The sequence below is a fragment of the Burkholderia sp. COPS genome, from assembly GCF_019425585.1.
In the GTDB taxonomy this organism is placed as follows: domain Bacteria; phylum Pseudomonadota; class Gammaproteobacteria; order Burkholderiales; family Burkholderiaceae; genus Burkholderia; species Burkholderia cepacia.
The window spans coordinates 92030-117464 of the sequence record NZ_WIXR01000021.1 but is presented as its reverse complement, the minus strand read 5'-3'; the positions used below and the strand labels follow the sequence as shown (position 1 = coordinate 117464).

At 69.3% G+C, this 25435-nt stretch carries 25 protein-coding genes; 20 read left to right on the top strand and 5 right to left on the bottom strand.

The features are described 5' to 3' along the window. Positions 1-66 precede the first annotated feature (66 nt). Positions 67-1752, bottom strand: coding sequence for a metallophosphoesterase family protein (locus FOZ70_RS20585; protein ID WP_219706607.1), 1686 nt, complete (start codon positions 1750-1752; stop codon positions 67-69). A 322-nt stretch (positions 1753-2074) separates the two neighbouring features. Here FOZ70_RS20585 and FOZ70_RS20580 point away from each other — a divergent pair, with 322 nt between their 5' ends. From FOZ70_RS20580 to FOZ70_RS20565, 4 genes are all read left to right on the top strand, one after another. After that, positions 2075-2374, top strand: a complete 300-nt coding sequence (locus FOZ70_RS20580; RefSeq protein ID WP_027791779.1) for a YXWGXW repeat-containing protein — start codon at positions 2075-2077, stop codon at positions 2372-2374. Positions 2375-2624: 250 nt separating this feature from the next. Then, positions 2625-3389: an RNA polymerase sigma factor gene (locus tag FOZ70_RS20575; protein ID WP_081065218.1), complete on the top strand. Its 765-nt coding sequence runs from the start codon at positions 2625-2627 to the stop codon at positions 3387-3389. Then, positions 3386-3808 carry a hypothetical protein gene (locus FOZ70_RS20570; RefSeq protein WP_021162949.1) on the top strand — a complete coding sequence of 141 codons (423 nt, stop codon included), beginning with the start codon at positions 3386-3388 and terminating at the stop codon, positions 3806-3808. The genes FOZ70_RS20575 and FOZ70_RS20570 overlap by 4 nt, the downstream gene beginning before the upstream one ends. Beyond that, positions 3805-4308, top strand: a complete 504-nt coding sequence (locus FOZ70_RS20565) for a periplasmic heavy metal sensor (RefSeq protein ID WP_021162950.1) — start codon at positions 3805-3807, stop codon at positions 4306-4308. Before FOZ70_RS20570 ends, FOZ70_RS20565 begins: the two co-directional genes overlap by 4 nt. Positions 4309-4452: 144 nt before the next feature. Here the strand turns inward: FOZ70_RS20565 and FOZ70_RS20560 are convergent, their stop codons facing one another. Continuing rightward, a complete protein-coding gene (locus FOZ70_RS20560) occupies positions 4453-5298 on the bottom strand; it encodes an alpha/beta hydrolase (protein WP_258025679.1) in 846 nt (281 codons plus the stop codon). A gap of 482 nt (positions 5299-5780) precedes the next feature. Between FOZ70_RS20560 and FOZ70_RS20555 the strand changes: the two genes are divergently transcribed. The 4 genes from FOZ70_RS20555 (at position 5781) to FOZ70_RS20540 (ending at position 9212) form a co-directional block, all read left to right on the top strand. Then, positions 5781-7175: a DUF1800 domain-containing protein gene (locus tag FOZ70_RS20555; protein WP_059487970.1), complete on the top strand. Its 1395-nt coding sequence runs from the start codon at positions 5781-5783 to the stop codon at positions 7173-7175. After that, entirely contained in the window at positions 7172-8335 is a 1164-nt protein-coding gene (locus FOZ70_RS20550; protein WP_219706606.1) for a DUF1501 domain-containing protein, read from the top strand. The genes FOZ70_RS20555 and FOZ70_RS20550 overlap by 4 nt, the downstream gene beginning before the upstream one ends. 61 nt (positions 8336-8396) lie before the next feature. Continuing rightward, complete coding sequence (locus FOZ70_RS20545; protein WP_027791772.1) at positions 8397-8615, top strand: YXWGXW repeat-containing protein; 219 nt, start codon at positions 8397-8399, stop codon at positions 8613-8615. 198 nt (positions 8616-8813) lie between these two features. Then, positions 8814-9212 carry a lysozyme inhibitor LprI family protein gene (locus FOZ70_RS20540; protein ID WP_219706605.1) on the top strand — a complete coding sequence of 133 codons (399 nt, stop codon included), beginning with the start codon at positions 8814-8816 and terminating at the stop codon, positions 9210-9212. 46 nt (positions 9213-9258) lie between these two features. Here FOZ70_RS20540 and FOZ70_RS20535 read toward each other — a convergent pair whose 3' ends face one another. Then, on the bottom strand, positions 9259-10452 hold the full coding sequence (locus tag FOZ70_RS20535) for a tyrosine-type recombinase/integrase (protein ID WP_219706604.1): 1194 nt from the start codon (positions 10450-10452) through the stop codon (positions 9259-9261). Between the two features lie 650 nt (positions 10453-11102). Between FOZ70_RS20535 and FOZ70_RS20530 the strand changes: the two genes are divergently transcribed. Then, positions 11103-11486, top strand: a complete 384-nt coding sequence (locus tag FOZ70_RS20530) for a DUF4377 domain-containing protein (protein WP_104766223.1) — start codon at positions 11103-11105, stop codon at positions 11484-11486. 9 nt (positions 11487-11495) lie between these two features. Here FOZ70_RS20530 and FOZ70_RS20525 read toward each other — a convergent pair whose 3' ends face one another. After that, positions 11496-12884, bottom strand: a complete 1389-nt coding sequence (locus FOZ70_RS20525; RefSeq protein ID WP_060052437.1) for a DHA2 family efflux MFS transporter permease subunit — start codon at positions 12882-12884, stop codon at positions 11496-11498. 150 nt (positions 12885-13034) lie between these two features. Here FOZ70_RS20525 and FOZ70_RS20520 point away from each other — a divergent pair, with 150 nt between their 5' ends. Continuing rightward, positions 13035-13895, top strand: a complete 861-nt coding sequence (locus tag FOZ70_RS20520) for a LysR family transcriptional regulator (protein ID WP_021159414.1) — start codon at positions 13035-13037, stop codon at positions 13893-13895. Positions 13896-13980: 85 nt separating this feature from the next. Here the strand turns inward: FOZ70_RS20520 and FOZ70_RS20515 are convergent, their stop codons facing one another. After that, positions 13981-14331 carry a VOC family protein gene (locus FOZ70_RS20515; protein ID WP_011355015.1) on the bottom strand — a complete coding sequence of 117 codons (351 nt, stop codon included), beginning with the start codon at positions 14329-14331 and terminating at the stop codon, positions 13981-13983. 260 nt (positions 14332-14591) lie between these two features. Between FOZ70_RS20515 and FOZ70_RS20510 the strand changes: the two genes are divergently transcribed. From FOZ70_RS20510 to FOZ70_RS20465, 10 genes are all read left to right on the top strand, one after another. After that, a complete protein-coding gene (locus tag FOZ70_RS20510; RefSeq protein WP_011355016.1) occupies positions 14592-15731 on the top strand; it encodes an LLM class flavin-dependent oxidoreductase in 1140 nt (379 codons plus the stop codon). A 170-nt stretch (positions 15732-15901) separates the two neighbouring features. Then, positions 15902-17095 carry an acyl-CoA dehydrogenase family protein gene (locus FOZ70_RS20505; RefSeq protein ID WP_219706603.1) on the top strand — a complete coding sequence of 398 codons (1194 nt, stop codon included), beginning with the start codon at positions 15902-15904 and terminating at the stop codon, positions 17093-17095. A 10-nt stretch (positions 17096-17105) separates the two neighbouring features. After that, positions 17106-18866, top strand: coding sequence for an FAD-dependent oxidoreductase (locus FOZ70_RS20500; RefSeq protein WP_219706602.1), 1761 nt, complete (start codon positions 17106-17108; stop codon positions 18864-18866). Next, entirely contained in the window at positions 18863-19381 is a 519-nt protein-coding gene (locus FOZ70_RS20495; protein ID WP_021159417.1) for a flavin reductase family protein, read from the top strand. Before FOZ70_RS20500 ends, FOZ70_RS20495 begins: the two co-directional genes overlap by 4 nt. Positions 19382-19396: 15 nt before the next feature. Beyond that, entirely contained in the window at positions 19397-20440 is a 1044-nt protein-coding gene (locus FOZ70_RS20490) for a ferredoxin--NADP reductase (RefSeq protein WP_219706601.1), read from the top strand. Between the two features lie 39 nt (positions 20441-20479). After that, the gene (locus FOZ70_RS20485; protein ID WP_276573444.1) at positions 20480-22066 is read left to right on the top strand and encodes a FadD3 family acyl-CoA ligase; all 1587 of its coding nucleotides are present in this window, start codon (positions 20480-20482) and stop codon (positions 22064-22066) included. Between the two features lie 32 nt (positions 22067-22098). After that, positions 22099-22872 (top strand): SDR family oxidoreductase, encoded by a 774-nt coding sequence (locus FOZ70_RS20480; protein WP_219706599.1) that lies wholly within the window; start codon positions 22099-22101, stop codon positions 22870-22872. 774 nt (positions 22873-23646) lie between these two features. Continuing rightward, positions 23647-24324: a hypothetical protein gene (locus tag FOZ70_RS20475; RefSeq protein WP_059487948.1), complete on the top strand. Its 678-nt coding sequence runs from the start codon at positions 23647-23649 to the stop codon at positions 24322-24324. A 396-nt stretch (positions 24325-24720) separates the two neighbouring features. Next, positions 24721-24957, top strand: a complete 237-nt coding sequence (locus FOZ70_RS20470; RefSeq protein WP_021159426.1) for a hypothetical protein — start codon at positions 24721-24723, stop codon at positions 24955-24957. Then, complete coding sequence (locus FOZ70_RS20465; RefSeq protein WP_230962748.1) at positions 24944-25360, top strand: type II toxin-antitoxin system VapC family toxin; 417 nt, start codon at positions 24944-24946, stop codon at positions 25358-25360. The genes FOZ70_RS20470 and FOZ70_RS20465 overlap by 14 nt, the downstream gene beginning before the upstream one ends. Positions 25361-25435: the final 75 nt, after the last annotated feature.

Genomic DNA, 25435 nt, shown 5'->3' with positions numbered 1-25435 from the left:
CGTTGCGCATGCAACGAATCCTGCGCGCGCAGCATCAGGCGCCCGTCGCAACGGGCGCCTGACCGATCACCGGTCGTTGCGCTTCTTGCTCAGCTCGATCGTCTCGAACAGCGCGTAGTCGGCGGTCGGGTGCTGGTCGGCGCCCGGTGCGTGGTAGTAGCGCATCGTGATCGTCGTATGCCCGCCCGGCTTGCCCGGGTCGTGGTCGAACACGGCAATCCCGTAGCCGGTACCCGTATCGCGACGCGCGGACCAGATCGCATCCTCGAGTGCATCGGCCGGCTGGCGCACGAACGTATTCGGCGCCGTGCCCGGCACCGGCCGGTTCGGCTTCGTGAACACCTTCGCCCGCGCAAAGCCGGTTGCCGGGTTCTCGCCGTATACGTCGAGCGGCGCGCTGGTGCCGCCGCCGCCCAGGATCAGGTGGATCGTGCCGTGGCTCGTGTCGAACGTCGTGCGGTCCGGGTCGTTCGATCCGACCGGGCGCGGCTGCAGCGTCTCGACCACTTCGCCGGTCGTCGCATCAACGCCCGCGCGGTGATTGCAGCCGCGTACCGGGTAGCTGCGCTCGTAGTCGTGATCGTGGCCGCACAGCACGAGGTCGACGCCGTAACGGTCGAACAGCGGCAGCCATGCTTCGCGAATGCCCTTGTCGGAACCGTTGCCCGTCTTCGACGAACTGAGCGCGTCCTGGTGCATCTGCACGACGATCCAGTCGATGTCGTCGTCGTGCGCGGCATGACGCAGCGTGTGTTCGAGCCAGCGCGTCTGCTCGCCGTTGCTGTAGCCGCGCACGTAGAACGACGTGCCGGGCTCGATCAGCGGGCGGCCCGTGCTCGCGGCCGGCACGAGCGGCGCGGGGCCGCCGACGAACGCGGCGGCATCCTGGTAGACGACGTCGTCGGCGTCGAGCGACACGAACAGCACCGAGCTCACGCGGAAGCTGTACCAGCGGCCCGGGAAGCGCGTGCCGTTCTCCGGCAGCGTATAGCGCGCGAGATACGAGTCGAGCCCCTGCGGACCGTTGTTGAACTCGATCTCATGGTTGCCGGGGCACGGCATCCACGGACGATTCGCCGCCGACGTCTGGTTGTTGTTGCCGAAATCGCGCCACACCTCGGGCTGGTGCGCGGGGTTCAGGTTCGCGTAGCAGAGGTCGCCGTTCAGCAGGTGGAACAGCGGCTGGAACTGCTCGACGGCCTGCACCGCGAAGCGGCTCTGCGGCGACGACAGCACCCACGCACCGTTCGGCGTCGCAAGGTCGCCGTAGCTCGTGAAGCGGAACGGCGCGCGGCCGCGCGGTGCGGTCGAGAAATTCGCGGAGAACGGCTGCGCGGCATTGCTGTCGTTGTCGGCCGTGATCTCGTAGCGGTAGCGCGTATTCGGCTTCAGGCCGTGCACGCGCGCGTGGTACGCGAACACGGTCTCGCCGTTGAGGCCGTCGGTGTACAGGCGCTGGACGCCATGCACGGTGCGCGGCGGCTCGCCGTCGGCGACGATGCGCGCGCGCGGATTGACGGCCGACGCGAGCGATGCCCACGAGATCACGACTTCCGACGTCGGGTCGTTGCCCCACGTCAGGTGGACCTGTTCGGGCGTGCCGTCCGGGGTCGACGCGGCGGCCCGGGCTGCCGCGAGGCCACCGGCGGCGGTGGCGAGGCCGGATACGCCGGCGAGTTTCAGGAAGCCGCGGCGCGAGACGGATGCGGCGGGCTCGTTCGGCTGGATCGGGGAGTTGTCCTGGTTCGACATGGTCGGTGTTTTCGTGGGTGGAGACGCGAGATGCGGAACCACCCGGCCGTGCGTGAGCGTGGCCGGGGCGTGGGCCGGAAACGAGCGGGATCCCGGTGCCGGACATTGTCGGAGCGCAGTTTTGCCGGGTTGTGACAGCACGGCAGCCCCGCGGGAACGCCGTCGCCTGTCGAGCTTGCGGATCGGTGCATCCGGCCCGCGCCGGCGCGCGTCCGCTTCGGCCGATATTTATTTGCCGACATCGCGACGGATTCTGATCACTCGCGCCGTTTAACGCATGAACGGCCGCTTCCGGTCGATACCTGCCACATCGGAGTCTTTCATGAAGCTTTCCATCCCGTTGCGGTTTGCCACGGCATGCGTGGCCGCGCTGGCTGCGTCCGCTGCGTTCGCGCAGGCCGTCATCGTCGCGCCTTACGCGCCGCCGCCGCCTCGCGTCGAAGTGATGCCGGCGCCACGCGCGGGCTACGTGTGGGACCAGGGCCACTGGCACTGGCGCCAGGGTCGTTATGTCTGGATTCCAGGCCACTGGCAAGTGGTTCGCGTCGGTTATCACTGGGTACCGGGCCACTGGGCCGCGCGCGGTCCGGCGTGGCGCTGGGTTCCGGGTCACTGGGCCTGATGCGCACGCCGTCGCACGGCACGCGGTGCCGGCGCGGCGGCGCCTTCCCGCAACGTCATGAGTCGCAGCCATGCCCTTTCGAACCGTGGTGATACTGGCAGCCGCAGCCATCGTGCTGGCCGGCTGTGTCGTCGTGCCGGCGCGTCCGGTCTATTACCGGCCCGCGCCGGTCGTCGTATATTGAGCGCGCCGGCCGCCGCTCGCGCGACCGGGCGGCCGGCATCCGATCGAACCGATCGACACGATCGCCATGCGGCCTGAAACGGATGCCGATGAAACGGACCTTGCCGATGCCGTGCGCGATGCGTGCGGCGATCCCGAACCGCCAGCGTGGCGGGGCCGGGTAATGGCGCGGCGCATGCAAGGAGAGCACGACGATGAGCTTCGGTCTGCCGGCGGGCGCATTCACGAGCGCGCCGCGGCACAGACGCGCGATGCGCTGGAGCGCCCCGCGTTGAGCGACGGCGATCCGGACGCCGCGCTGGTGGCACGGGTCGGCGCGCGCGACGCGTCGGCCGTGCGCGTGCTCGTCGCGCGCAAGCTGCCGCGGCTGCTCGCACTCGCGACGCGCATGCTCGGCGACCGCACGGAAGCCGAGGACGTCGCACAGGAGACGTTCTTGCGGATCTGGAAACAGGCGCCGGGCTGGCGCGAGGGCGAGGCGCGGTTCGACACATGGCTGCATCGTGTCGTGCTGAACCTGTGCTACGACCGCTTGCGCGGCCGCCGCGAGGAACCGGTCGACGTGTTGCCCGACGTGCCCGATCCGCAACCGGAACCGGCCGCCCGCGCGGAGACCCGCTCGCGCGACGCGCGCGTGCGGCAGGCGCTCGCGGCGTTGCCGGCGCGGCAGCGCGAAGCGCTCGTGCTCCAGTACTATCAGGACATGTCGAACATCGAGGCGGCCGACCTGATGGGCATTACCGTCGACGCGCTGGAAAGCCTGCTTGCGCGCGCGCGGCGAAACTTGCGCGCGCAACTGGCCGGCGATTCACCTAGCGAGGACATCCGATGACACCCGAACGATTTCGTACCATCGTCGCCGCGTACGGCTCGGATGCGCGGCGCTGGCCGGACGGCGAGCGCGCGGCTGCCGAGGCATGGGCGCGCGCGCATCCGGGCGACGCGTTGGCGGCGCTGGACGAGGCCGCCGAACTCGACGCGTGGCTCGCCAACGATACGGTCGCACCGCCCGCGCCGGCGCTCGTCGAGCGCATCGTCGCGACGGCGCCGGCCCCGGCGCCGCGGCGCACGCGGCGGCGGGGCACCGTGTGGTGGTCGGGCGCGGCATTCGCGGGCGTGGGCCTGGCCGGCGCGCTTGCGGGCGCGGTGGCCGTGTCGATGCTGATGCTCGGGAGCGTGCCGCCTGCGCACGAGCAGGGCTACCTGACAACGACGTTCGGCGGACCGAGCGTGGACTGGAGTGATGAATGAGTGAGCGTGGCTGGAAATTCGTTCTCGTCGGTTCGGTCTTGCTGAACGTATTCATGCTCGGCGCGATCGGCGGCGGCGCGTATCAGTGGTTCTCGACGCATCGCGACCTGCGGGCCGCGGGCGCACCTGCTTCGCGCACCGCATTGCGTTTCGCCGCGGACGAGTTGCCGGACACGCGCCAGCAGGAATTCGCCGCCGCGCTGAAGGCGGCACGCAAGGACGGTCGCGATTTCGCGCGGGAAGGGCGCGACGACCGGATCACCGTGCTGGATCTGCTCGCCGCGCCGCAACTCGATCGCACGGCGATCGACGCCGCGCTCGACCGCACGCGTGCCGCCGATATCGCTCTGCGTGCGCAGGTGGAGCGCAGCGTCGTCGATTTCGCGGCGACGCTGACGCCGGACGAGCGCGCGAAGTTCGTCGACGGGTTGCGGCGTAGCGGCAATTGGCGGTTGCCGCCGAAGTTGCAGAAAAAGCAGGGCGAGGCGGGGAGTCAGTAAGGAAACGCGGCGCGGGAGACGTGCGGCGGCGCGCCTTTCCTGCGCTGTGCAGTGCGTACGCGGAACACCGGTCGGCAATGCTTTCAGGCACGCGTTCGCGAACGATCGCAATGCGACCACGGCCACGTGACGCGACGGAGACGTTCAACGTGCCAGCATCCAGGCGGAGATCGCGTCGACCACGCTGCTCTCCAGGCCGTTGAAGCCGTGATAGGCGAACGCTTCGCATGGATCGCCCCGGGACGTGCCGCCCGACACGATCATCCGTTCGGCCTTCGGCGATGCATCCAGTTTCTTCAACAGCGTATCCGTGTCGGACACGGGGCAATGCTTGCAGCCGTCGTTCTGGTGATGAACGACGAGCACCGGAATCCTGAGGCTGGCGAGGTTCATGTCGGTGACCGCGGTACCGCCTCGATCTTCACGGAGGATCGTGGACGTCAGCACGATACCGTCCGGCCCGCCGCCGCCGGCCAGCGCAATCGCAACGGCAGCGGCGGACTGGGTGCCGCGGCTCGTCCCGACCAGCCAGACCGGTACGTGCAGTTGCTCCCTCAACCACGCGATCACGGCACGCGCGTCGTCGGCGTGTTCCTTCGAGAGTCGAAAGCCGTTGAGGTAGGGCGCAGATTGCCGGTCGCTCGGTGCATCGATGACCGCGACAGCGATACCGTTATTCACGAACAGCTGCCTGGTGCGGACGAGAAAGTTGCCTGCGCCCCATCCGAAACGGCCGGACGGGTCCAGTTGCAGCCCTCCGTGTCCGCCGGCGTAAAGGATGGCCGCGGCTCTCGGCGCATCCGGCGCGATGAAGAGAAACCGCTGGGTGACCCCGGGGCGGGTCGGGACGTCAACGACCCTGGGCTGACCCTGCGCGTGAGCGGGATAGCCGTGCAGCGCCAGCACCATGGCGAGCAGCCACGCGCGTGCGAACCGATCTGCAAAGGCGACAACGGGAGCCGGCAGCAGGATGGCGAGCAGCTTGGTCATGGCCGATCTCCGGTGGCGTCGAATTCTTGTTCGGGGCGGGACGACGTTACCTCCGTGACCCGGAGCGATACATTCCATTGAGTCTAGGCCGCTTTCCGGGAACGGCAAGCGCCGGACGGATATGGGCGACAAGGCGGCATTCGACCCGTCCAGGGTTTCGGCCGACGCACGATCCGGCCGGGGCCATGCCGGTCAGGCGGGTGAAAGCGTGTCGGCCGAATGTCGAAGCGTGCCCGTCCCTCGGCGGGGCACGGGGCCGCGTTGCGGCGGCTGAGCGATCCGTCGATGCGTTGCCACCGTCGGTCGAATCCGTGAAGGAAACTCGAACGGCGACACACACGCATTCAAGTCCACGCCGGAAACTCGCACGCCGACACACACGTTTTCAGCCCCGCGCGCCAAACCGGAAATATTCGTCTTCCCGGCGACGGATTTCCTGCCGGCCGACGTTTAACACGGGTACGCATCGCAAGAGCCCCGCCATGGACCACCCGAACGACATCACCCCGGCCGCCATCGCGCTGAACCGCTTCGGTCTCGGCGCGCGGGCCGACGAAGCGCCGCCTGCCGACCCGAAGGCGGCGCTCGTCGCGCAATTCGACCGTTACGACGCGCGGCCGGCCGCGTGGGCCGGCGAGCCCGACGCGGTGGCGCTCGCCACGCGCTTCGCGAACGCGCGCAATGCGATGACCGGCGACGATCCCGCAACGAAGCGCGCGACCGAGCAGTCGATCAGGCGCGACGGCAACGATACGTATCGCAGCGCCGTCGTCGCGCGGGTCAACAGTGCGTTGAACACGCCCGCGCCGTTCGTCGAGCGTCTCGTGCATTTCTGGGCGAACCATTTCGCGGTATCGGTCGACAAGGGGCCGGTGGCGGCCTACGCGGGCGCGTTCGAACGCGACGCGATCCGCCCGCACGTGCTCGGCCGTTTCGAGGACATGCTGGTCGCCGTCGAGCAGCATCCCGCGATGCAGCTGTTCCTCGACCAGGCGCGCTCGGTCGGCCCCGACAGCCCGGCCGCGCTGCGTGCCGAAGCGCGCAATCCGTCGGGCCGGCGCGGGCTCAACGAGAATCTCGCGCGCGAAATCATGGAGCTGCACACGCTTGGCGTACGCACGGGTTATACGCAAGCCGACGTGACGGAATTCGCGCGCGCGCTGACCGGCTGGAGCATCGCCGGCGGGCGCGGCCCGCAGCCCGGCGATGCGGCACCCGGCGCGTTCGTGTTTCGCCCGAAACTGCACGAGCCCGGCGTGCGGACCGTGATGGGGCGCAGCTACGACCAGCCCGGCGAATCGCAGGCCCGCGCGATCCTGCACGACCTCGCGCATTCGGAGGCGACCGGTCGGCATATCGCGTTCCAGCTCGCCCGTCATTTCGTCGCCGACAATCCGCCGCCCGCGCTGACCGACCGGCTCTCCCGCGCATTCGACGCGAGCGGCGGCGATTTGCCGACCGTCTATCGCGCGCTCGTCGACGCGCCCGATGCGTGGTCGCCGGTCAACCGCAAGTTCAAGACGCCGTGGGAGTGGGCCGTTTCTTCGCTGCGCGGGCTCGGCTGGCACGACACGGGCGACCTGAAGGCCGCGCCGCTGCTCGCGCAGCTCGGCCAGCCGGTGTGGCGGCCGGGCTCGCCGGCCGGCTACGACGACGTGGCCGCGAGCTGGGCCGCGCCCGACGCGCTCGTGCGCCGCGTCGAGCTGGCGCAGCGGCTGGCCGCCCGCACGGGCGACCGGCTCGATCCGCGCACGCTCGGCAACACGCTGCTCGCGGGTTCGTTGAGCGCGCCGACGGCGACCGCGCTGTCGCGTGCCGAAAGCGCGACCACGTCGCTCGCGTTGCTGCTCGTATCGCCCGATTTCCAACGGAGATGACCATGGCACTGTCCCGCCGACAATTCCTGCGCGTGGCGGCCGCCGGCGCCGGCGCGATGCTCGTCGCGCCGCGAATCGTGTTCGCGAACGTCGAAACCGACCGGCGCTTCGTGTTCGTGATCCAGCGCGGCGCCGCCGACGGCCTGAACACCCTGGTGCCGTATGCCGAACCCGCGTATGCGTCGCTGCGCGGCCCGCTGGCGATCGACACGGCGGCCGCGACGCGGCTCGACGGCACGTTCGCATTGCATCCGTCGCTCGTGCAGACCGCGCAGTTGTACCGCGACGGGCAGGCGCTGTTCGTTCATGCGATCGCGTCGCCGTATCGCGACCGCTCGCATTTCGACGGCCAGAACGTGCTCGAGACGGGCGGCCGCGCGCCGTACCAGGTGAAGGACGGATGGCTGAACCGGCTCGCCGCGCTGCTGCCGGCGACACGCGAAAGAGCGATCGCGTTCGCACCGACCGTGCCGCTCGCGCTGCGCGGCACCGTGCAGGCGGCGTCGTACGCGCCGTCCGGTTTGCCGGCCGCGCCGGACGACCTGCTCGCGCGCGTGTCGGCGCTCTACGAGGCCGACGCGCAGCTCGGCCCGTTGTGGCAATCGGCGATGGACGCGCGCGGCCTCGCCGGCGATGCGCATGCGCGGCAGGATCCGGCGGGTGTCGGCAAGCTCGCCGCGACGTTCCTCGCGCGCGACGACGGTCCGCGCATCGCGATGATCGAAACGGGCGGCTGGGACACGCACAGTGCGCAGAACGCACGGCTCGCGAATCAGCTGAAAGCGCTCGACACGATGCTCGCCGCGCTGCGCGACGGCCTCGGGCCCGCATGGCAGCAGACCACGGTGCTGGTGGCGACCGAGTTCGGCCGCACGGCCGCCGCGAACGGCACGGGCGGCACCGATCACGGGCAGGCGTCGGTCGCGATGCTCGCGGGCGGCGCGGTCGCGGGCGGCCGCGTGATCGCCGACTGGCCGGGTTTGCGGCCCGGCGACCTGTACGAAGGGCGTGACCTGAAGCCGACCGCGTCGCTCGACGCGCTGATCTCGGGCGCCGCCGCCGAAAGCCTGCGGCTCGATCCGCACCGCACCGCGTCCGCGCTGTTCGCCGAAAGCGGCGCGATGCGGCCGATGAGCGGGCTGATTCGCGGCACGGCGTGATGCACCGGGTTGCCGCTTCCGCGCCGATTCATTCACGACACAAAAGGGAGAATGCAAGATGATGAAGATCCGCTCCGTTTCGCTCACCGTGCTGGTAGCGGCCAGTGCGACGTTGATGTCCGCCTGCGTGGTCGAGCCCGTGCGGCCGCCGCAGCCGGCGCCGGTCGTCGAGGTGCCGCCGCCGATGCCCGCGCCGGGCTATCGCTGGGCGAAGGGGCATTACCGGTGGGCCGGCAATCACTGGGCGTGGGTGCCCGGGCACTGGGTGGGCGTGTACTGATCGGGCGTGACGTGCCGCGCGGCGTGCGGCGAGGGTGCGGGGAAGCGGCGCTGCGTATTGAACTGCGATGCGCGTTGCCCTAAGCTGCCGGATCGTGGCGACGGGCAACCGGCGACGGGCATCCGGCGACGCGCATTCCCGTTCGTCCGCCACGGCGAGCCGATCCGCGGCCGCCGGTTTCTTCGTTACGGCACCCACATGAAAGCATGGCTCGTTGCGCTGGCCGTCGTCGCCGGCATGACCGGCGCGCACGCCGCGTCGTTCAACTGCACGAAGGCGTCCACGTTCGTGGAGCGTGAAATCTGCACCAATCCGACGTTGTCGCGTCTCGACGATGCGCTCAACGCGGATTTCCAGCACATGCTCTACGACTTCAGCAACTATCCGGTCGAGGATCCGCCCGAGTACGAGCAGTTCATGGCGACGCAGAGGGCGTGGCTGAAGACGCGTAACCGCTGCACGACGACGCAGTGCCTGATCGACAGCTACCGCAAGCGCATCGACGTGCTGTGCGGCCAGATCGACGTGCCGGCGAAAAGCGACCGCGCGAAATGCCGCAGCAACAACGGCCTGGGCGGGCTCGAACTCGATCACTGAGCGCCGGCGTGGCGTGCGAGCCGGGAGCCGCCAGGCCGGTGCGCGCCTACCATCCGATCCGGTGCTTCTCCTCCGTCTCGCGATGCCGCCAGTCGTCGTCCGCATGCAGGTACTGGCTCGTCGTCGTGAGCGACACGTGGCCGAGGTTGTCGCGCACGAGTCGCAGGTCGACGCGGCCGTCGGCCATGTGCGAGCCCGCGCTGTGGCGCAGCCAGTGCGCGGATGCCTGTTCGAGCACGCGTGCCTGCTGCTCGCCGGCTTCGCCGTTCGCACGCAGCCGGTCGGCCGCTTGCCGGAACACCTGCTTCACGATCCGGTGCAGCGCCGCGCGCGTGAGCGGCTTGTGCGCCTGGCCGACCGGCAGCACGAGCGGCGTGGGCTCGCCGTCGGACGGCAACGCGGGCAGGCCGTGCGCGCGCCGGTAGCGCGACAGCTCGGTCATCATTTCGTCGGTCGCCGGCACGAGCCGCTGCCGGCCGCCTTTGCCCGTCACGTCGAGCCACCAGCGGTCGCGCCCGTCCGCGTCGCGCCGGCAGAAGAACTGGCCCATCGTCGTGTCGGCCGCTTCGGTGATGCGCAGCCCGCCGAGATACAGCAGCGTGAACAGCCACCGCGCGCGGTCCGCATGGAAGCTCGCCCGCGCGTCGTCGCGCGGCATCGCGGCGATCGCTTCCTTGACCGACTGCCACAGCGGTTGCGCGAGATGGCGCGTGACGCGCGGTGCGGGCCGGCGTTGCCGCTGGCGCGACAACGCGAGCGGATTGCCGGCCAGGTAACCGGCCTGCACGAGCCACGAGAACATCACGTTCAGGATCACCAGCGCCTGCCGCTGGCTGGCCGCCGACAGCGGCCCGTAGAACGGCCGCCAGCGCGGATCGTCGCGCGGATGCTTGCGTCCGCCGTTCGCGCACCACAGCTCGGCCGGCGCGGGCGCGAGCAGGAACTGCCGGTAGACGATCAGATCTTCGTGCGTGAGCGACGACAGCGGCTTGCCGCACGCGATCAGGGCCCACAGCAGCAGGCGCTCGGCTTCCTTGCGGTAGTTCTGGAACGTGGTCGGTGTGTCGACGAAGCGCGCGAGCCAGGCGCGCACCGCGTCGAGGTCGTTGGTCGCGGCAATCTGCGGATGCGTGCCGGTCGAGCGGTTGGTGCCCGTGCGTCCATCGAGCGCGGCCGGCACGGTCAGCGCATCGATCGGCAGCGGGCGCAGCGCGGTGTCGGACGGAACGGGTGAGGTCATGCGAAGCGGGGTGCGCTGAGCGGATCGTACGCGTGGAGGCGGGCGGACGAACGCGGCGCGATCAAGCCAGTCGGGAAGCGTCGATGGTACACGATCATCACACGATGAACCCGCCGTCGACGGCGATTGCCAGACGGGCAATGAAGCGCGCGGCGGGCGCGCACAGCCGCGTCATCGTTTTCGCGATGTGGCGGTGACTCGCCGCGCCGCGCCATCGGCATGGCTGGTGTGCGTTGCGCGTTGTCGTCGCGGTTTTCCGGGCGGCCGGTGCTCGTCGAACGGGCGTTGCCGCCGTGGCACACGCGGAAACCGCACTCGATTCCGTCGGGCTTGCGCAGGCCCGTGCTGGGCTTGCGCAGGCCCGTGCTGGGCGAGATACGACGGCGGGGCCGCGGGCGCCGTGGACATCCGGGTTGTCTCCTGTTGCGGGCACCGGGCCGGCAGGGCTGAACAGGCCGCGTCGCCGCCCGGCGTGCACGTGCGAGCCGCTGGCGGTGATGCGCGCGGCTGAACCGGATCACGGTAACGTACCGGCGCGCGCGCGGCGTCCCACGAATGAAGGTGGCGGCCCGATTTCTGTAAGGTGTTTGTGAACTTTCTTGCGGCGAGGGTTTCTAATCGGCCCGCCAACGCTCCCTGAGGAACATCAGATGATTCGCCAATCCAGAACGCTGCTCGGCGCGGCCGTCATTGCCGGCAGCACGCTCGTCGCCGGATGCCAGACCGACGCGGTCGCCACGGCGCCGAACGCGGTGCGCCCGGCCGACGACGGCAAGCCGGTGACCAGAACCGTCCAGGTCGCGCCGCAATCCGCGCGATGCACGGGCGTCGCGCCGATGGAGTGCCTGCAGGTGCGAAACAGCCCGAACGAGCCATGGAGCCTGTGGTACGCGGGCATCGAAGGCTTCGCGTACCAGCCCGGATACCTGTACACGCTCGAAATCGACGAATACCGCGTGGCTCAGCCGCCGGCCGACGGCTCGTCGATTCGCTGGGTGCTCAAGCGCGTCGTCGGGCGCCGTCAGGTGAACTGACGGCCGCGCTCACGCGGACGGGCGCGCTGCGGCACCGGCCGCTGGCGCGACCGTGTCGATCCGCCGGAACACGACGGACGACAGCAGCGTCACCCCACCCATGCACGCGAACGACAGCATGAATCCGTGCGCCATCGAGCCCAGACGGGCGCCAAACAGGCTGACGAGGCCGCCGCCGATCGACACGCCGAGCCCCATCGCCAGCATCTGCATCATCGTGAACAGGCTGTTGCCGCTGCCGGCGTCGGCATGCGACAACCCCTTGAGCGTCACGCCGTTCATCGCCGCGAACTGCATCGAGTTCGCGGTGCCGAACACGATCAGCAGCGCGCTTTCCAGTAGCGGCGCGGGCCGCACCGACACCAGCGCGAACCCCGCGATCGCGCACCCGACGATCCCCGTATTCACGACCAGGAACGTCGCATAGCCGAAGCGCTTCACGAGCGGCGCGATCCAGCGTTTCGCGATGACCCCTGCGATCGCGGCCGGCAGCATCATCAGCCCCGATTGCAGCGGCGTATAGCCGAGCTGCACCTGCATCAGCAGCGGCAGCATGAACGGCACCGAGCTCGTGCCGATCCGGCACAGCAGGTTGCCGAGCAGCCCCGAACCGAAATTCGGCTCGCGGAACAGCCCGAGCCGGAACAGCGGCTGCGCGCGGCGCCGCGCATACGGCAGGTACGCGAGCGCGCTCGCCAGCCCGAGCGCCGCGAGCCCGGCCGCCCATGCGGCGCGATGCGCGGGCATCGGCGGGTCGATCGCGAGCGACAGCGCGATCATCGCGACCGACAGCAGCGCACAGCCGACGAAATCGAAGGGCGGCGGTTGTGTCGCCTGGTCGTGCGGCAGGTAGCGCTGCACGGTGAGGAAGCCGACCACACCGACCGGCACGTTGACGATGAACACCCAGTGCCACGAAATCGCCTGCGTGAGCCAGCCGCCGAGCGTCGGCCCGACGATCGGGCCGAGCTGGCCTGCGGTCGACACGAACGCGATCGCCGCGACGTACTGTTCGCCCGGCACGCGGCGCAGCACGGCGAGCCGCCCGATCGGCAGCAGCATCGAGCCGCCGATGCCCTGCAGCGCGCGCGCGGCGACGAGCTGGCCGAGCGTATGCGACGCCGCGCAGGCGATCGATGCGAGCACGAACACGAGAATGGCAATCGAGAACACGCGGCGCGTGCCGAACCGGTCGGCCAGCCAGCCGGACGCCGGCGTGAGCATCGCCATCGTCAGCGTATAGACGACCACGACGGGCTGCATCGCGAGCGGCGACGCGTGCAGGCTTTGCGCGATCGAAGGCAGGGCGGTGTTGACGATCGTCGTGTCGAGCGACTGCATGAAGAACGCAGCGGCGACGATCCAGAGCAGCGCGGAGTGTGTGGGTTCCCGGGACATGGCGAATTCGATGGTGCAAAGGCCGGCGCGGGCGGCGCGTCGGCACGGCGCCAGCCGGTCTTCAAGCGCACGATGGTACCGATTCCGGCGGTCATCGGGAAGCTGCCTGATGACGTTGACTGTCATCGGAAACAACGATGACAATGCGGGATGCTCAATCCCGTCTGGCTCAAGACGTTCGCGACCGTCACGAACTGCCGCAGCTTCACCGAAGCGGGCCGGCAGCTCGGGCTCAACCAGTCGAGCGTCAGCGAACACATCCGTCGTCTCGAGGAAAGCGTCGGGCGGCGTCTGTTCGTGCGCGACACCCATTCGATCGCGATGACGGCCGATGGCGAGGCGCTGCTCGTGCATGCGAACGTGATCCTGCAGGCGCTGAACCGCGCGGAATCGCAATTCCGCAAGCCGAGGCTGCAGGGCCTGGTGCGGCTCGGCGCGCCGGACGATCTCGCGCTCGTCGCGTTGCCGGACGTGCTGGCCGGGTTTCGCGCCGCGCACCCGGACGTCGCGCTGGAGATCACCACCGGCATGACGAGCCGGCTCTACGAAGGGCTGGACGCGGGGGCGCTCGACCTGATGATCGGCAAGCGGCGGCTCGGCGAGCGGCGCGGCACGCCGCTCCTGCGCACGCGGCTCGAGTGGGTCGCGCGGCCCGGCACCGTCGTCGATCCGGAGCGGCCGCTGCCGCTCGTGCTGGTCGCCGAGCCGAGCGTGACGCGCGCGATCGTCCTGAACGCGCTCGCCGAGAAGGGCATCGGCTGGGAAGTCGTGTGCTCGAGCAGCAGCCAGCCGGGCTGCATCGCGGCCGCGCGCGCGGGGCTCGGCTTGACCGCGACGTCGCACTATTTGTCGACGGGCGGGCTGGCGCCGCTGGTCAACGGCGGCGCGCTGCCCGTGCTGCCCGACATCGAATTCATCGCACTGGCAGCGAAGCGGCTCAGCCAGCCGGCGCGCACGCTGCTCGAATTGCTGGAAGCGAGCGACCTGAGCACGCCGGGCGCGAACGCGTAACGGGCTCGCCACGCGCGACGCGCCCGGTTCCGGCGCCCGCGCAACGCGATGTGATGTGCTCCGTCACGCGGCCATCATGCGACCGTCATGCGGCCCGCTTCTGCGAAATCACCAGCAGCGCGCCGTTCTTGTCCTCCAGCACCGCGCGGTATTCGTGCGGCCCGGCCTGCACGGGCACGCGCACCGACGCGCCGGCCTTCACGACCCGCGCCATCGCCGCATACAGGTCGTCGTCCTCGTCGACGCGCAGCGTGAGCGCCGCGCGCTCGACGATCTGCTCGTCACCCGCGACCAGCGCGATCGTCAGCGGGCCGCCGTCGAGCGCGCAATAACGATCGCCGTCGCGGAACTTCACGTTCAGGCCCAGCCCGTCGACGAACAGCGGCAGCGCCGTGTCGATGTCGTCGACGGGATACAGCAGCATCGAAACCTTCATCCCGGATCTCCCTTGTCTTGATGTGGGCGGCGTGCAACGTGCCGCCGTTCGATGCTAGCGCGCCGTTCGCGCGCTCACGCAGTCCGATCGGATGACCGTGAAACCCCTCTGTCCCCGCACGCGTGCCGATACTCCGAACAGACGATGCCCGCGCCCGGCCGCGCGCCGACACTCCCATCCGTGGACCGTCGCTATTCGTCCGTATCGTGCGGGCGGGCTGCGCGACCCCGACTCGTCCAACATACATGGAGACGCACGCAATGAAGTTTTCCCTCATCTACGAAGCCCAGACCACCGACGCATCGCGCGAGGGCGACCACCGGGTGTTCAAGGAGACGGTCGAACAGGCGCTGCTCGCCGAGCAGGTCGGCTTCGACACGATCTGGTGCGTCGAGCACACGTCGCTGACCAACTATGCGCACATGAGCGCGCCGGAAACCTTCCTTGCGTACCTGGCCGGCCGCACGACGCGCATCGGCCTCGGCCACGGCGTCGTATGCCTGCCGCCCGCGATGAACCACCCGATCAAGGTCGCCGAGCGCGTCGCGCTGCTCGACATCCTGTCGGGCGGCCGCGTGCATTTCGGTGTCGGCAAGGGCGGGAGCCAGCAGGAAGCAGGCGCGTTCGGCTACGACCTCAACGAGCTGCAGCCGATGATCGACGAATCGATGTACCTCGTGCCGAAGATGTTCGTGCAGGACGAGATCGAGCACGACGGCAAGTACATCAAGATCCCGAAGCGTCCGATTCACCCGAAGCCGTTCCAGGATCCGCACCCGCCGATGTACCTCGCGTGCACCAACACCGACGCGCTGCTGCGCGCCGGCCAGCGCGGGATGGGTGCGCTGGTGCTCGGTTTCGGCGGCCCCGATGAAGTCGCGAAGAAGAACGCCGTGTATCGCGAAGCGTGGGCGAACCGCAAGCCGGAAGACCAGGTCGGTTTCCGCCCGACCCAGCACCTCGCGGCGCTGTGCCCGACGGTCGTGATGGCCGACGGCCAGGCCGCCCGCAAGATCGGCATCCGCGGCCAGCGCTACTTCATGGAATCGCTCGCGTACTGGTACACGGGCGGCGAGCGTCCGGACCCGGCGAAGTGGGGCGACGACCTCGTGCAGGCCGACACCGGCGAGATGGTGATCCGCTCGCGCTTCGCGTCGGAGGAAGTCGTCGTGAACTTCGCCGATCCGGCGCTCGCGATGATGAACCCGAACCACGCGTACGGCACGGTGGACGACTGCATCGGCTATGTCGGCCGCCTGCAGGAAGCCGGCGTCGACGAAGTGCTGTTCCTGTGCCAGATGGGCACGGTGCCGCACGAAGCGCAGATGGAGACGATCCGCAATATCGGCGAGCACGTGATCCCGTTCTTCAACAAGGAGAAGGAGCGGGCCTGCGCGTAAGGCGGGGCGGGCCGCGCCCGTCGTCCCGTCCGGTCGGACGATGCGGCGCGGTCGCGCGAAGCCGACCATCGGTGGTGGCGAGCATCGCCCGCGGCCAGGCCGCGCAGAACAACCATGAACGAGAGCGGGGCGGGCGCCGCGGCGCAGCCTCCGTTCCACAGGAGACATTCGTGCATCGCGACAACGATTCGAACGCATTGGCCGCCACGCTGGTCGCCCGGGCCGAGGCGCTGGCGCCGACGCTGGCCGGCCGCGCCGCGCAGGCGGAAGCGCAGGGCCGCATCCCGGCCGAGACGATCGCCGACATGCAGGCCGCCGGCTTCTTCAAGGTGCTGCAGCCGAAGCGCTACGGCGGCTACGAGCTCGATCCGCAGGCCTTCTTCGACATCCAGATGGCACTCGCGCGCGGCTGCATGTCGACCGCGTGGGTGTACGGCGTCGTCGGCGTGCACAACTGGCAGCTCGCGCTGTTCGACGAGCGCGCGCAGCAGGACGTGTGGGGCAACGACCCGGCGACGCTGATCGCGTCGACCTACATGCCGGTCGGCCGCGTCACGCCGGTCGACGGAGGCTTTCGCCTGTCGGGCCACTGGAAGTTCTCGAGCGGCAGCGAACTGTGCGAATGGGTGTTCCTCGGCGCGCTGGTTCCGCCAGCCGAGGCTGGCCAACCGCCCGAATACCGCACCTTCCTGCTGCCGAAATCCGACTACCGGATCGAGCAGGACTGGGACGTGCTCGGCCTGCGCGCGACGGGCAGCCACGACATCGTCGTCGACGACGTGTTCGTGCCCGCGTACCGCACGCACAAGGCCATCGACGGGATGATGGGCACGAGCCCGGGCCTGGCCGTCAACGACGCGCCGCTGTTCAGGCTGCCGTTCGCGCAGATCTTCGTGCGCGCCGTGTGCACGTCGTGCATCGGCGCGCTGCAGGGCGCGCTCGACGATTTCATCGGTTATGCGGCCACGCGCGTGTCGGCCAACAGCGGCGCGAAGACGACCGACGATCCGGGCGCGCAGAACGCGTGCGCGAACGCGGCCGTCGCGATCGACGAGATGAAGGTGCTGCTCAGGCGCAATTTCGCGGAACTGATGGCGTCGGTGACGGGCGGTCCGGCCGTGTCGATCGAGCGCCGCGTGCATTTCCGCTACCAGTCCGCGCAGGTCGCCGAGCGCTGCGCGCAGGCGGCGAACGCGCTGCTGCGCTACGCGGGCGGCAACGGCATCTATCACCGCAATCCGCTGGTGCGCCGCTTCCTCGACCTGCATGCGGCCCGCGCGCATTACGCGAACAACGTCGACCGTTTCGGCCAGAACCTCGGCGCCGTGATGCTCGGCCGCGAGAACACCGACTTCTTCATCTGACGGAGACGCGATGAACGACCCGCAAGCACAGCAATACGTGTTCGACGTGGTGGTCGTCGGTTCGGGCGCGGGCGCGCTGCTCGCCGCGTGCCGCGCGGCCGACCGCGGCCTGTCCGTCGTCGTGATCGAGAAGACGGCGCTGTACGGCGGCACGTCGGCCGTGTCGGGCGGCGGGATCTGGGTGCCGTGCAACCACCATATCGCCGAGCTGGGCGCGACCGATTCGCGCGAGGCCGCGCGCGGCTACATCGAAGCCTGCGTGGCCGGCGCGTCGACGCCCGAGAAGCTCGACACGTATCTCGACCGCGCGCCGGAGATGCTGCGCTACCTCGAATCGAAGACCCCCGTGCGCTACCAGTCGCTGCCGAAGTACGCGGACTATTTCCAGAAGGTGCCGGGCGCGATGCCGGGTTATCGCGCGCTCGATCCGCTGCCGTTCGACGGCGCGCTGCTCGGCGACGAGCTCGACCGGCTGCGGCCGCCGTCGCCCGGCACGCTGATCGGCGGGCGCGTGGCGGTGACGTCGAAGGAAGCGCACACGCTGTTCTCGCGCGGGCCCGGCTTCATGAAGCTCGCGATCGCACAGTTCGGCCGTTACTGGCTCGATATCGGGATGCGCCGCCGCACGCGGCGCGACCGGCGCCTGACGCTCGGCAACGCGCTGATCGGCGGGCTGCGCCGCGCGCTGCTCGAGCGCAACGTGCCGGTGTGGCTCGACACGCCGATGCGCGACCTGCTCGACGTGGACGGCCGCGTGACGGGCGTGCGCGCGCAGCGTTTCGGGCAGCCCGTGACGATCGCCGCGCGACGCGGCGTGATCCTCGGCGCGGGCGGTTTCGAGCGTAACCAGCCGATGCGCGAACGCTACCTGCCGCAACCGACGCAGGCGCAGTGGAGCGCGACGCCGCCTGCCAACACCGGCGATGCGATCGCCGAAGGCCATCGGCTCGGCGCCGCGCTGGCGCTGATGGAGCACGTGTGGGGCGCACCGACGGTCGGGGTCGCCGGCGAGGAGAAACAGCGCGCGCTGTTCGTCGAGCGCAACCTGCCGGGCTGCGTGATCGTCAACAGCCTCGGCAAGCGCTTCGTCAACGAAGCCGCGCCGTATTCCGAATTCGTGCCGGCGATGTATCGCGACCATGCGCGCACCGGTGCGAGCGTGCCTGCATGGATGGTGTTCGACGCGCGGTTTCGGCGCAAGTATCCGTGCGGGCCGATCATGCCGGCGTCGATGATGCCCGATGCGCGGATTCCGGCGGCGTTTCGCGACGTGCTCGTGAAGGCCGACACGATCGACGCGCTGGCCGCGCGCATCGGCGTCGACGCGGCCGGGCTGCACGACACGCTGCGCGACATGGCGCGCTACGCGGCGACCGGAATCGACGAGGCGTTCGGCAAGGGCGACAACGCGTTCGACACGTACTACGGCGATCCGCGGAACGAGCCGAACCCGTGCCTCGGGCCGGTCGACCAGGCGCCGTTCTACGCGGTGCGGATCGACGCGGGCGACATCGGCACGAAGGGCGGGCTCGTCACCGACGCGCTGGCCCGCGTGCTGCGCGCCGACGGCGAGCCGATCGCCGGCCTTTACGCGATCGGCAACACCAGCGCGTCGATGATGGGCGCGAGCTACCCCGGTGCGGGCTCGACGCTCGGCCCGGCGATGACCTTCGGTTTCATCGCCGCCGATCACCTGGCCGCGCACGCGGCCGACGCCGGCGGCCAGCCGGCCCGGCCATCCACGACTGAACTTGACGGAGTCCAAAGATGAGCGATCTCACCCCCCATCCGCTGCGCACCGACATGCTGCTCGCGATGCGCCGCCTCGCGCGCTCCGTCACGGTCATCAGCAGCGCGCACGACGGCCGGCGCTACTCGATGTCCGCGACGGCGGTCGACTCGCTGTCGACCGATCCGCCTTCGCTGCTGATCTGCATCAACCGCACCGCGTCGCTGTATCCGCCGCTCGATGCGGGCGCCCCGTTCTGCGTGAACGTGCTGTCGGCCCGCCACGAAGGCATCGCGATCGACTGCAGCGGCCGGCTGAAGGGCGAAGCGCGCTTCACGACCGGCGACTGGCACACGTCGCCGCACGGCGTGCCCTATCTGCGCGATTCGCAGGCGAGCCTCGTATGCGAGCAGGACGGCCGCTTCGAATACGGCACGCATACGGTGTTCATCGGGCGCATTCGCGAAGTGCTGATGTGCGGTGACGTCGATCCGCTCGTCTATCTCGACGGCGCCTACACGACGCCCGGCGCGCCGGTGGCCCGTGCGGCCGCGTGACGTGAGGAGCCGGCGATGAGCGATTCGCGCTTCCATCGGCTGACCGTCGCCGAAGTGATTGCCGAAAGCGACGACGCGTGCTCGTTCGTGTTCGACGTGCCGGCCGCGTTGCGCGACGCATTCGCGTACCGGCCCGGGCAGTTCCTGACGCTGAACGTGCCGTGCGCGGACGCGGCCGTTGCGCGCTGCTATTCGCTGTCGAGCGCGCCCGGCATCGACGCCGCGCCGAAGATCACCGTCAAGCGCGTGCGCGACGGCCGGGCGTCGAACTGGCTGTGCGACCGAGTCCAGGCGGGCGACACGCTCGAGGTGCTGCCGCCGGCCGGCGTGTTCACGCCGCGCGCACTCGACGGCGACCTGCTGCTGTTCGCGGGCGGCAGCGGCATCACGCCCGTGCTGTCGATCCTGAAATCGGCGCTCGTGCACGGGCGCGGGATGCTGACGCTGATCTACGCGAACCGCGAAGAGCGCTCGGTGATTTTCCGCGACGAACTTCAGCAGCTCGCGCAGCGCCATCCCGGGCGCGTGCGCGTGATCCACTGGCTCGACAGCGTGCAGGGCATTCCGCAGCAGCGCCATCTCGAGGAACTCGCGCGGCCGTTCAGCCGGCAGGAGACGTTCATCTGCGGGCCCGCGCTGTTCATGGAGAACGCGCTGGCCGCGATGCTCGGCCTCGGGCTGCCGCGTGCGCGCGTGCATGTCGAGCGGTTCGCGTCGTTGCCCGATGCACCGGCGCAGGCCGCGACTACAGCGACTACGGCGGCAACCTCGTCGCCCGGCGACGGTGCGGCGATCGAGACGGTGCTCGACGGCGACGCGTTCGCGTTCGACAGCGCGCCCGGCGAAACGCTGCTCGACGCGATGCTGCGCGCGGGTGTGCCGGCGCCGAATTCCTGCCGGATGGGGCAATGCGGCGCGTGCATGTGCCGGATCGAGCGCGGCGAGGTCGCGCTCGACAGCAACCACGTGCTCGACGACGACGAGATCGCGGCCGGCTGGACGCTCGCCTGTTGCGCACGGCCCGCGAGCGATGCACTGCGCGTGGTGTTTCCCGACTGAGCCGACGCGCGCCGGCGGCGCGCACGGCCACCCTGATCTATGACGATGGACAACGAAATCCTGACCACGCCCGCGCTGATCGCGCGGGCAGCCGCGCGCCACGGCGCGCATCCGGCGATCGAGTCGGAGCACGGCCGGCTGACCTACGCGGAACTCGACACGGCCCGCCTCGACGCAGCTCGCGCGCTGCTCGCGAGCGGCATCGAGGCCGGCGACCGCATCGCGGTATGGGCGCCGAACCTGCCGCAATGGATCGTCGCGGCGCTGGCGATCCACACCGTCGGCGCGATTCTCGTGCCGGTCAACACGCGGATGAAGGGGATGGAGGTGGGCGGCATCCTGCACGACGGCGGCGCGCGGCTGCTGTTCTGCTGCGGCACGTTCCTCGGCGAATCCTATCCGGCGATGCTCGCGCCGCACCGCCCCGCGACGCTCGAACGTGTCGTCGTGTTCGATGGCGAACCGCCGCGCGGCGCGCATGACGAGACCTGGAACGCGTTCCTCGCGCGCGGCGCCGAGGTGCCGCTGGACGCGGTGCGCGAACGCGAGGCACAAGTGACGCCCGACACCGTGATGGACCTGATGTTCACGTCCGGCACGACGGGCCGCCCGAAGGGCGTGATAACCGCGCACGGCCAGAACCTGCGCGCCGCGCAGGCATGGGCGGCGATCGCCGGCGTGCGTCCTGACGACCGCTACCTGATCGTCAATCCGTTCTTCCACACGTTCGGCTACAAGGCGGGCTGGCTCGCCGCGCTGTCGAGCGGTGCGACCGTGCTGCCGCATCTCGTGTTCCAGCCGGCCGACGTGCTGCGGCGCGTTGCCGTCGACCGCATATCGGTGCTGCCCGGCCCGCCGACGCTGTACTACGCGCTGCTCGACGCGCCCGATCGGGCGACGCACGACCTGTCGTCGCTGCGGATCGCGGTCACGGGCGCGGCGGCGATCGCCCCGAGCCTGATCGAACGGATGCGCGCCGAGCTCGGCTTCGAGACGGTGCTGACCGGCTACGGGCTGACCGAATCGTGCGGCTTCGCGACGCTGTGCCGTCAAGGCGACGATGCGCAGACGGTCGCCTGTACGTCCGGCCGGCCGATGCCGGATGTCGAATTACGTATCGCGGGGCCGGGCGGCACGCCGCTCGGGCCAAATGAGACCGGCGAGATCTGGGTGCGCGGCTACAACGTGATGCGCGGCTATTTCAACCAGCCGGACGCGACGCGCGAAACCGTCGATCCCGATGGCTGGCTGCATACGGGCGATCTCGGCTGCGTCGATGCGAACGGCAACCTGAAGATCACCGACCGCATCAAGGACATGTTCATCGTCGGCGGCTTCAACTGCTATCCGGCCGAGATCGAGCGGCTGCTCGCCGCGCATCCGGCGATTGCGCAGGTCGCGCTGGTCGGCGTGCCCGATACGCGGCTCGGCGAGGTCGGGCACGCGTATGTCGTGCTGCGGCCGGGCGCGCATGCCGACGCCGACGAACTGAACGACTGGGCGCGTCGCAACATGGCGAACTACAAGGTGCCGCGCTATTTCACGTTCGTCGGGCAACTGCCGACGAGTGCAGCCGGGAAGGTGCTGAAGTACCGCCTGCGGGCGGGGACCGAGGCGGCGGCCTGAACGCCGCCGCCGTACACGAACGGGATGAACGCATGAACGACAACGGGTTTCCGCAGGGTGCGGTGCTGGTGTTCGGCGGCAGCGGCGGGATCGGGCAGGGTGTCGCGCTCGAGTTCGCGCGGGCCGGCGTGCCGGTCGCGGTGGGCTACCGCAGCAAGGCCGACGTGGCCGAGCGGGTCGCGCGCGACATTCGAGGCGAGGGTGTCGCGGCCACCACGCACTGCGCGGACGTGACCGATCCCGCACAGGTCGACGCCGCGCTCGCGGCCGCGATCGGCGCGCATGGCCGCGTGCACACGGTGGTCTGGGCGGCCGGGCCGTTCGTGAACCAGCGTCATATCGGCGACATGACGCACGACGACTGGCGCCGCGCGATCGATGTCGAGACGATCGGCTTCTTCGTGGCGGCGAAGGCCGCGCTGCCGCACTTCCGTGCGTCGGGCGGCGGATCGTTCGTGACGCTCGGGTCGGCCGGGCATCTGCGCTGGCCCGACCGCGACGGGCTGTCGGTCGCACCGAAGGCGGCGAACGAGGCGCTGGTGAAAGGGCTGGCGCGCGAAGAAGGGCGCTACGACATTCGCGCGAATTCGATCCTGGTCGGCGTGATCGAGGCCGGGATGTTTCCGGTGCTGCTCGAACAGGGGCAGTTCGACCAGGCGTGGATCGACGAGACGCAGAAGATGCTCGCGCTCAAGCGCTGGGGGAAGGCGCACGATGTCGGGCGGGCGGCGGTGTTCCTGGCGTCGGATCGGGCTGGGTACATTACCGGGCAGCAGTTGAATGTTTCCGGTGGGTATGGGTTGTAGCGGCATGCCGAAGCGGCAAATTCATTCGGACAACCGTATCTGAACGGTCGGTAGTTTTGCGCGCGGATATCGCGCGCGCCAACCCTTCCGAAAATCATCGACGACGCAGGCCGATATACCGATCGGCTCGCGTATCGCATCCGTGCCGGACACGGACAGATGGATGCGCACGCATCGGTATTCACCCTGCCTCGTCACGCACGATCGCACATCGGCATCGCGTGCGCCCGCCCAAAGGTCACACTTTTGCAACGCTTTTCCGACGTATTCCTCTGCACACGATTGATCGTCATGGCGACGCGCGTGCGCTGACGGCCGTCCGGCCTCGTTCCGCAGGCGTTGCGCGATCGACGCGCAATTCCGCCAATCGCGCCTTTCGGCCCGGCGCGCCGGATACGGATACGTTCCTGAAACATTTCCCCACCATTGCGCCCCGCGTCGCCGCCCGTGCGACGCGGACACGCTTTTCCCGCTTCGATTCGCGCCGCATGGCACGTGCCTTGCGGTTGACCCGGTGCCGCTGGCGCAAACGAATTTCGCGAGAACGACGAACGCGTCGGCGGCATGCAACGACATCGAAACAAACGGGGAATCGGATCGGGCCGCGGGCGTCGCCTGTCGCGGCGTACCTGCCGCGCATGTCGTATCGGTCATGCGCATGGGCAACGTGTTCCCGATCCGTCGAACAGCAAGCGTGCTTGCGAGGTGTCGTGCCGGGGTTCGCATCACGCATGACGGCGCTGGCCGCATGCGTTGGCGAGGCGCGCCCGGCACATGTCGGGGGAGGCGCCCGTGAAAACGACAGTGAACCAATGGGCATTCGTCGCGGTGGTGTTCGCCGCGAGTGCGCATGCGCAGGAAATCTACCTGCAGGGCGGCACGCAGGGCGTCGGCATCGGCGCGGCCGTGAGCTTCAATTCGATGCTCGGTGCGCATGCGGATTTCAATGCGATCGATCTTTCGCATGACTTCACGGTGGCCGGCAATCGCTATCAGGACGACCTGAAGCTGCGCCAGGGCGGCTTGTACGCGGACATCTTTCCGTGGCGAGGCAGCGGCTTCCGCGCGACGCTCGGGCTACGCTTCAACGACGACGAGCTTCGCGGCGTATCGGTGCCGACCAATGGCACTTATGTGTTCGGCGGCAAGCGTTATCCGGCGATGCCGGGGATGTACGCGGTGGCCGAAGCGCGCTATCCGACCGTGATGCCGTACTTCGGGATCGGCTACGGGCACCGGCCGGCGTCGAAAGGGCTGGGATTCGTCGCCGATCTCGGCGTTGCGTACGGGATACCGAAATGCTCGTACACGCTGTCGCCGGAACTGGCGGCCGCGGCCGGGCCCGCGAAGAGCCAGATCCTGGCCGCGAGCGGGCTGGATTCGCTGCGGCAGGTGATGTCGCGCTACCGGTGGTATCCGGTGTTGCAGATCGGGATTTCGTATCGGTTCTGAGCGGCGGGGCGTCGTTGCGTGTGCCGGGCGGGGAATGGCCGGCATCGCCGATCAGGCCGGGCCAACGGATGTCGGCACGCGAGGGCCGACGACCCTCGCGAGCACCGCGCGCGGAGTCGGTGAATGCATCCGTCCCGCATCGACCGGCGCGCGCCCGCGCAGGCCGTTCAGCCGTGAATAGCCGATCGGCCGTCTTTCCTGCCGTTCCGATCCGGCTTACCTTTCAAACAGCAGTTCGACGTGTCTGGCGAGCGGCGCATGCCGAAAGGGGGCATGCGGTTCGTTGCCGTTCGCTGACGCCGACCACCGTCCTCCTTCCGTTGCTGGCGATGATAGCAATGATTGCAATTCCCGGTCATGGCGCTATCATTGATATCAATCTGGATGGAGGGAACCATGGCAAATCTACTGGTACGTAACGTGGATGACAATATCGTTCAGAGCCTGCGTGAGCGGGCTGCGGCAAATGGCCGGAGTGCCGAGGCCGAACATCGGGCCATTCTGGCCGATGCGCTCGGCAGGCCGAAGCGAAAGACATTTGCGCAAGTGCTGATGAGCATGCCCGATGTCGGCGAAGACGCGGATTTTCAACGTATTCAGGATTCCGGCGAGGCCAGGCGTGTATTTGATTGATACCAACGTCATCAGTGAAATCAGGAAGGGCAAGCGAACCAACCGTGGCGTGCGGGCGTTCTTCCGGCAGGCCGCGGCGGACGCCAGCCCGCTTTACCTGTCCGTCGTGACAGTTGCTGAACTTCGCCGCGGCGTCGACCTGATCCGTCATCGCGGCGATCACCCCCAGGCGTCGGCGCTCGAGGCCTGGGTGGCAATGATCCTGGCCGGCTATGCACCGAACATCCTGCCGGTCGACATCGAGATCAGCCAGACGTGGGGGCATTTGCGCGTGCCCGATCCGACGCACGAACTCGACAAGCTGATCGCGGCCACCGCGCTGATCAACGATCTCACCGTGGTTACGCGCAACGTCGCGGATTTCGCCCGCACCGGCGTCAGGTTGCTGAACCCGTTCGACTGATCCGGGTTGCCGCGTCGCGGCACCCTGTACCGGCTTCCCCTCTCCTTCCGCATGCATGGCCCGTTCCGCCGGGCT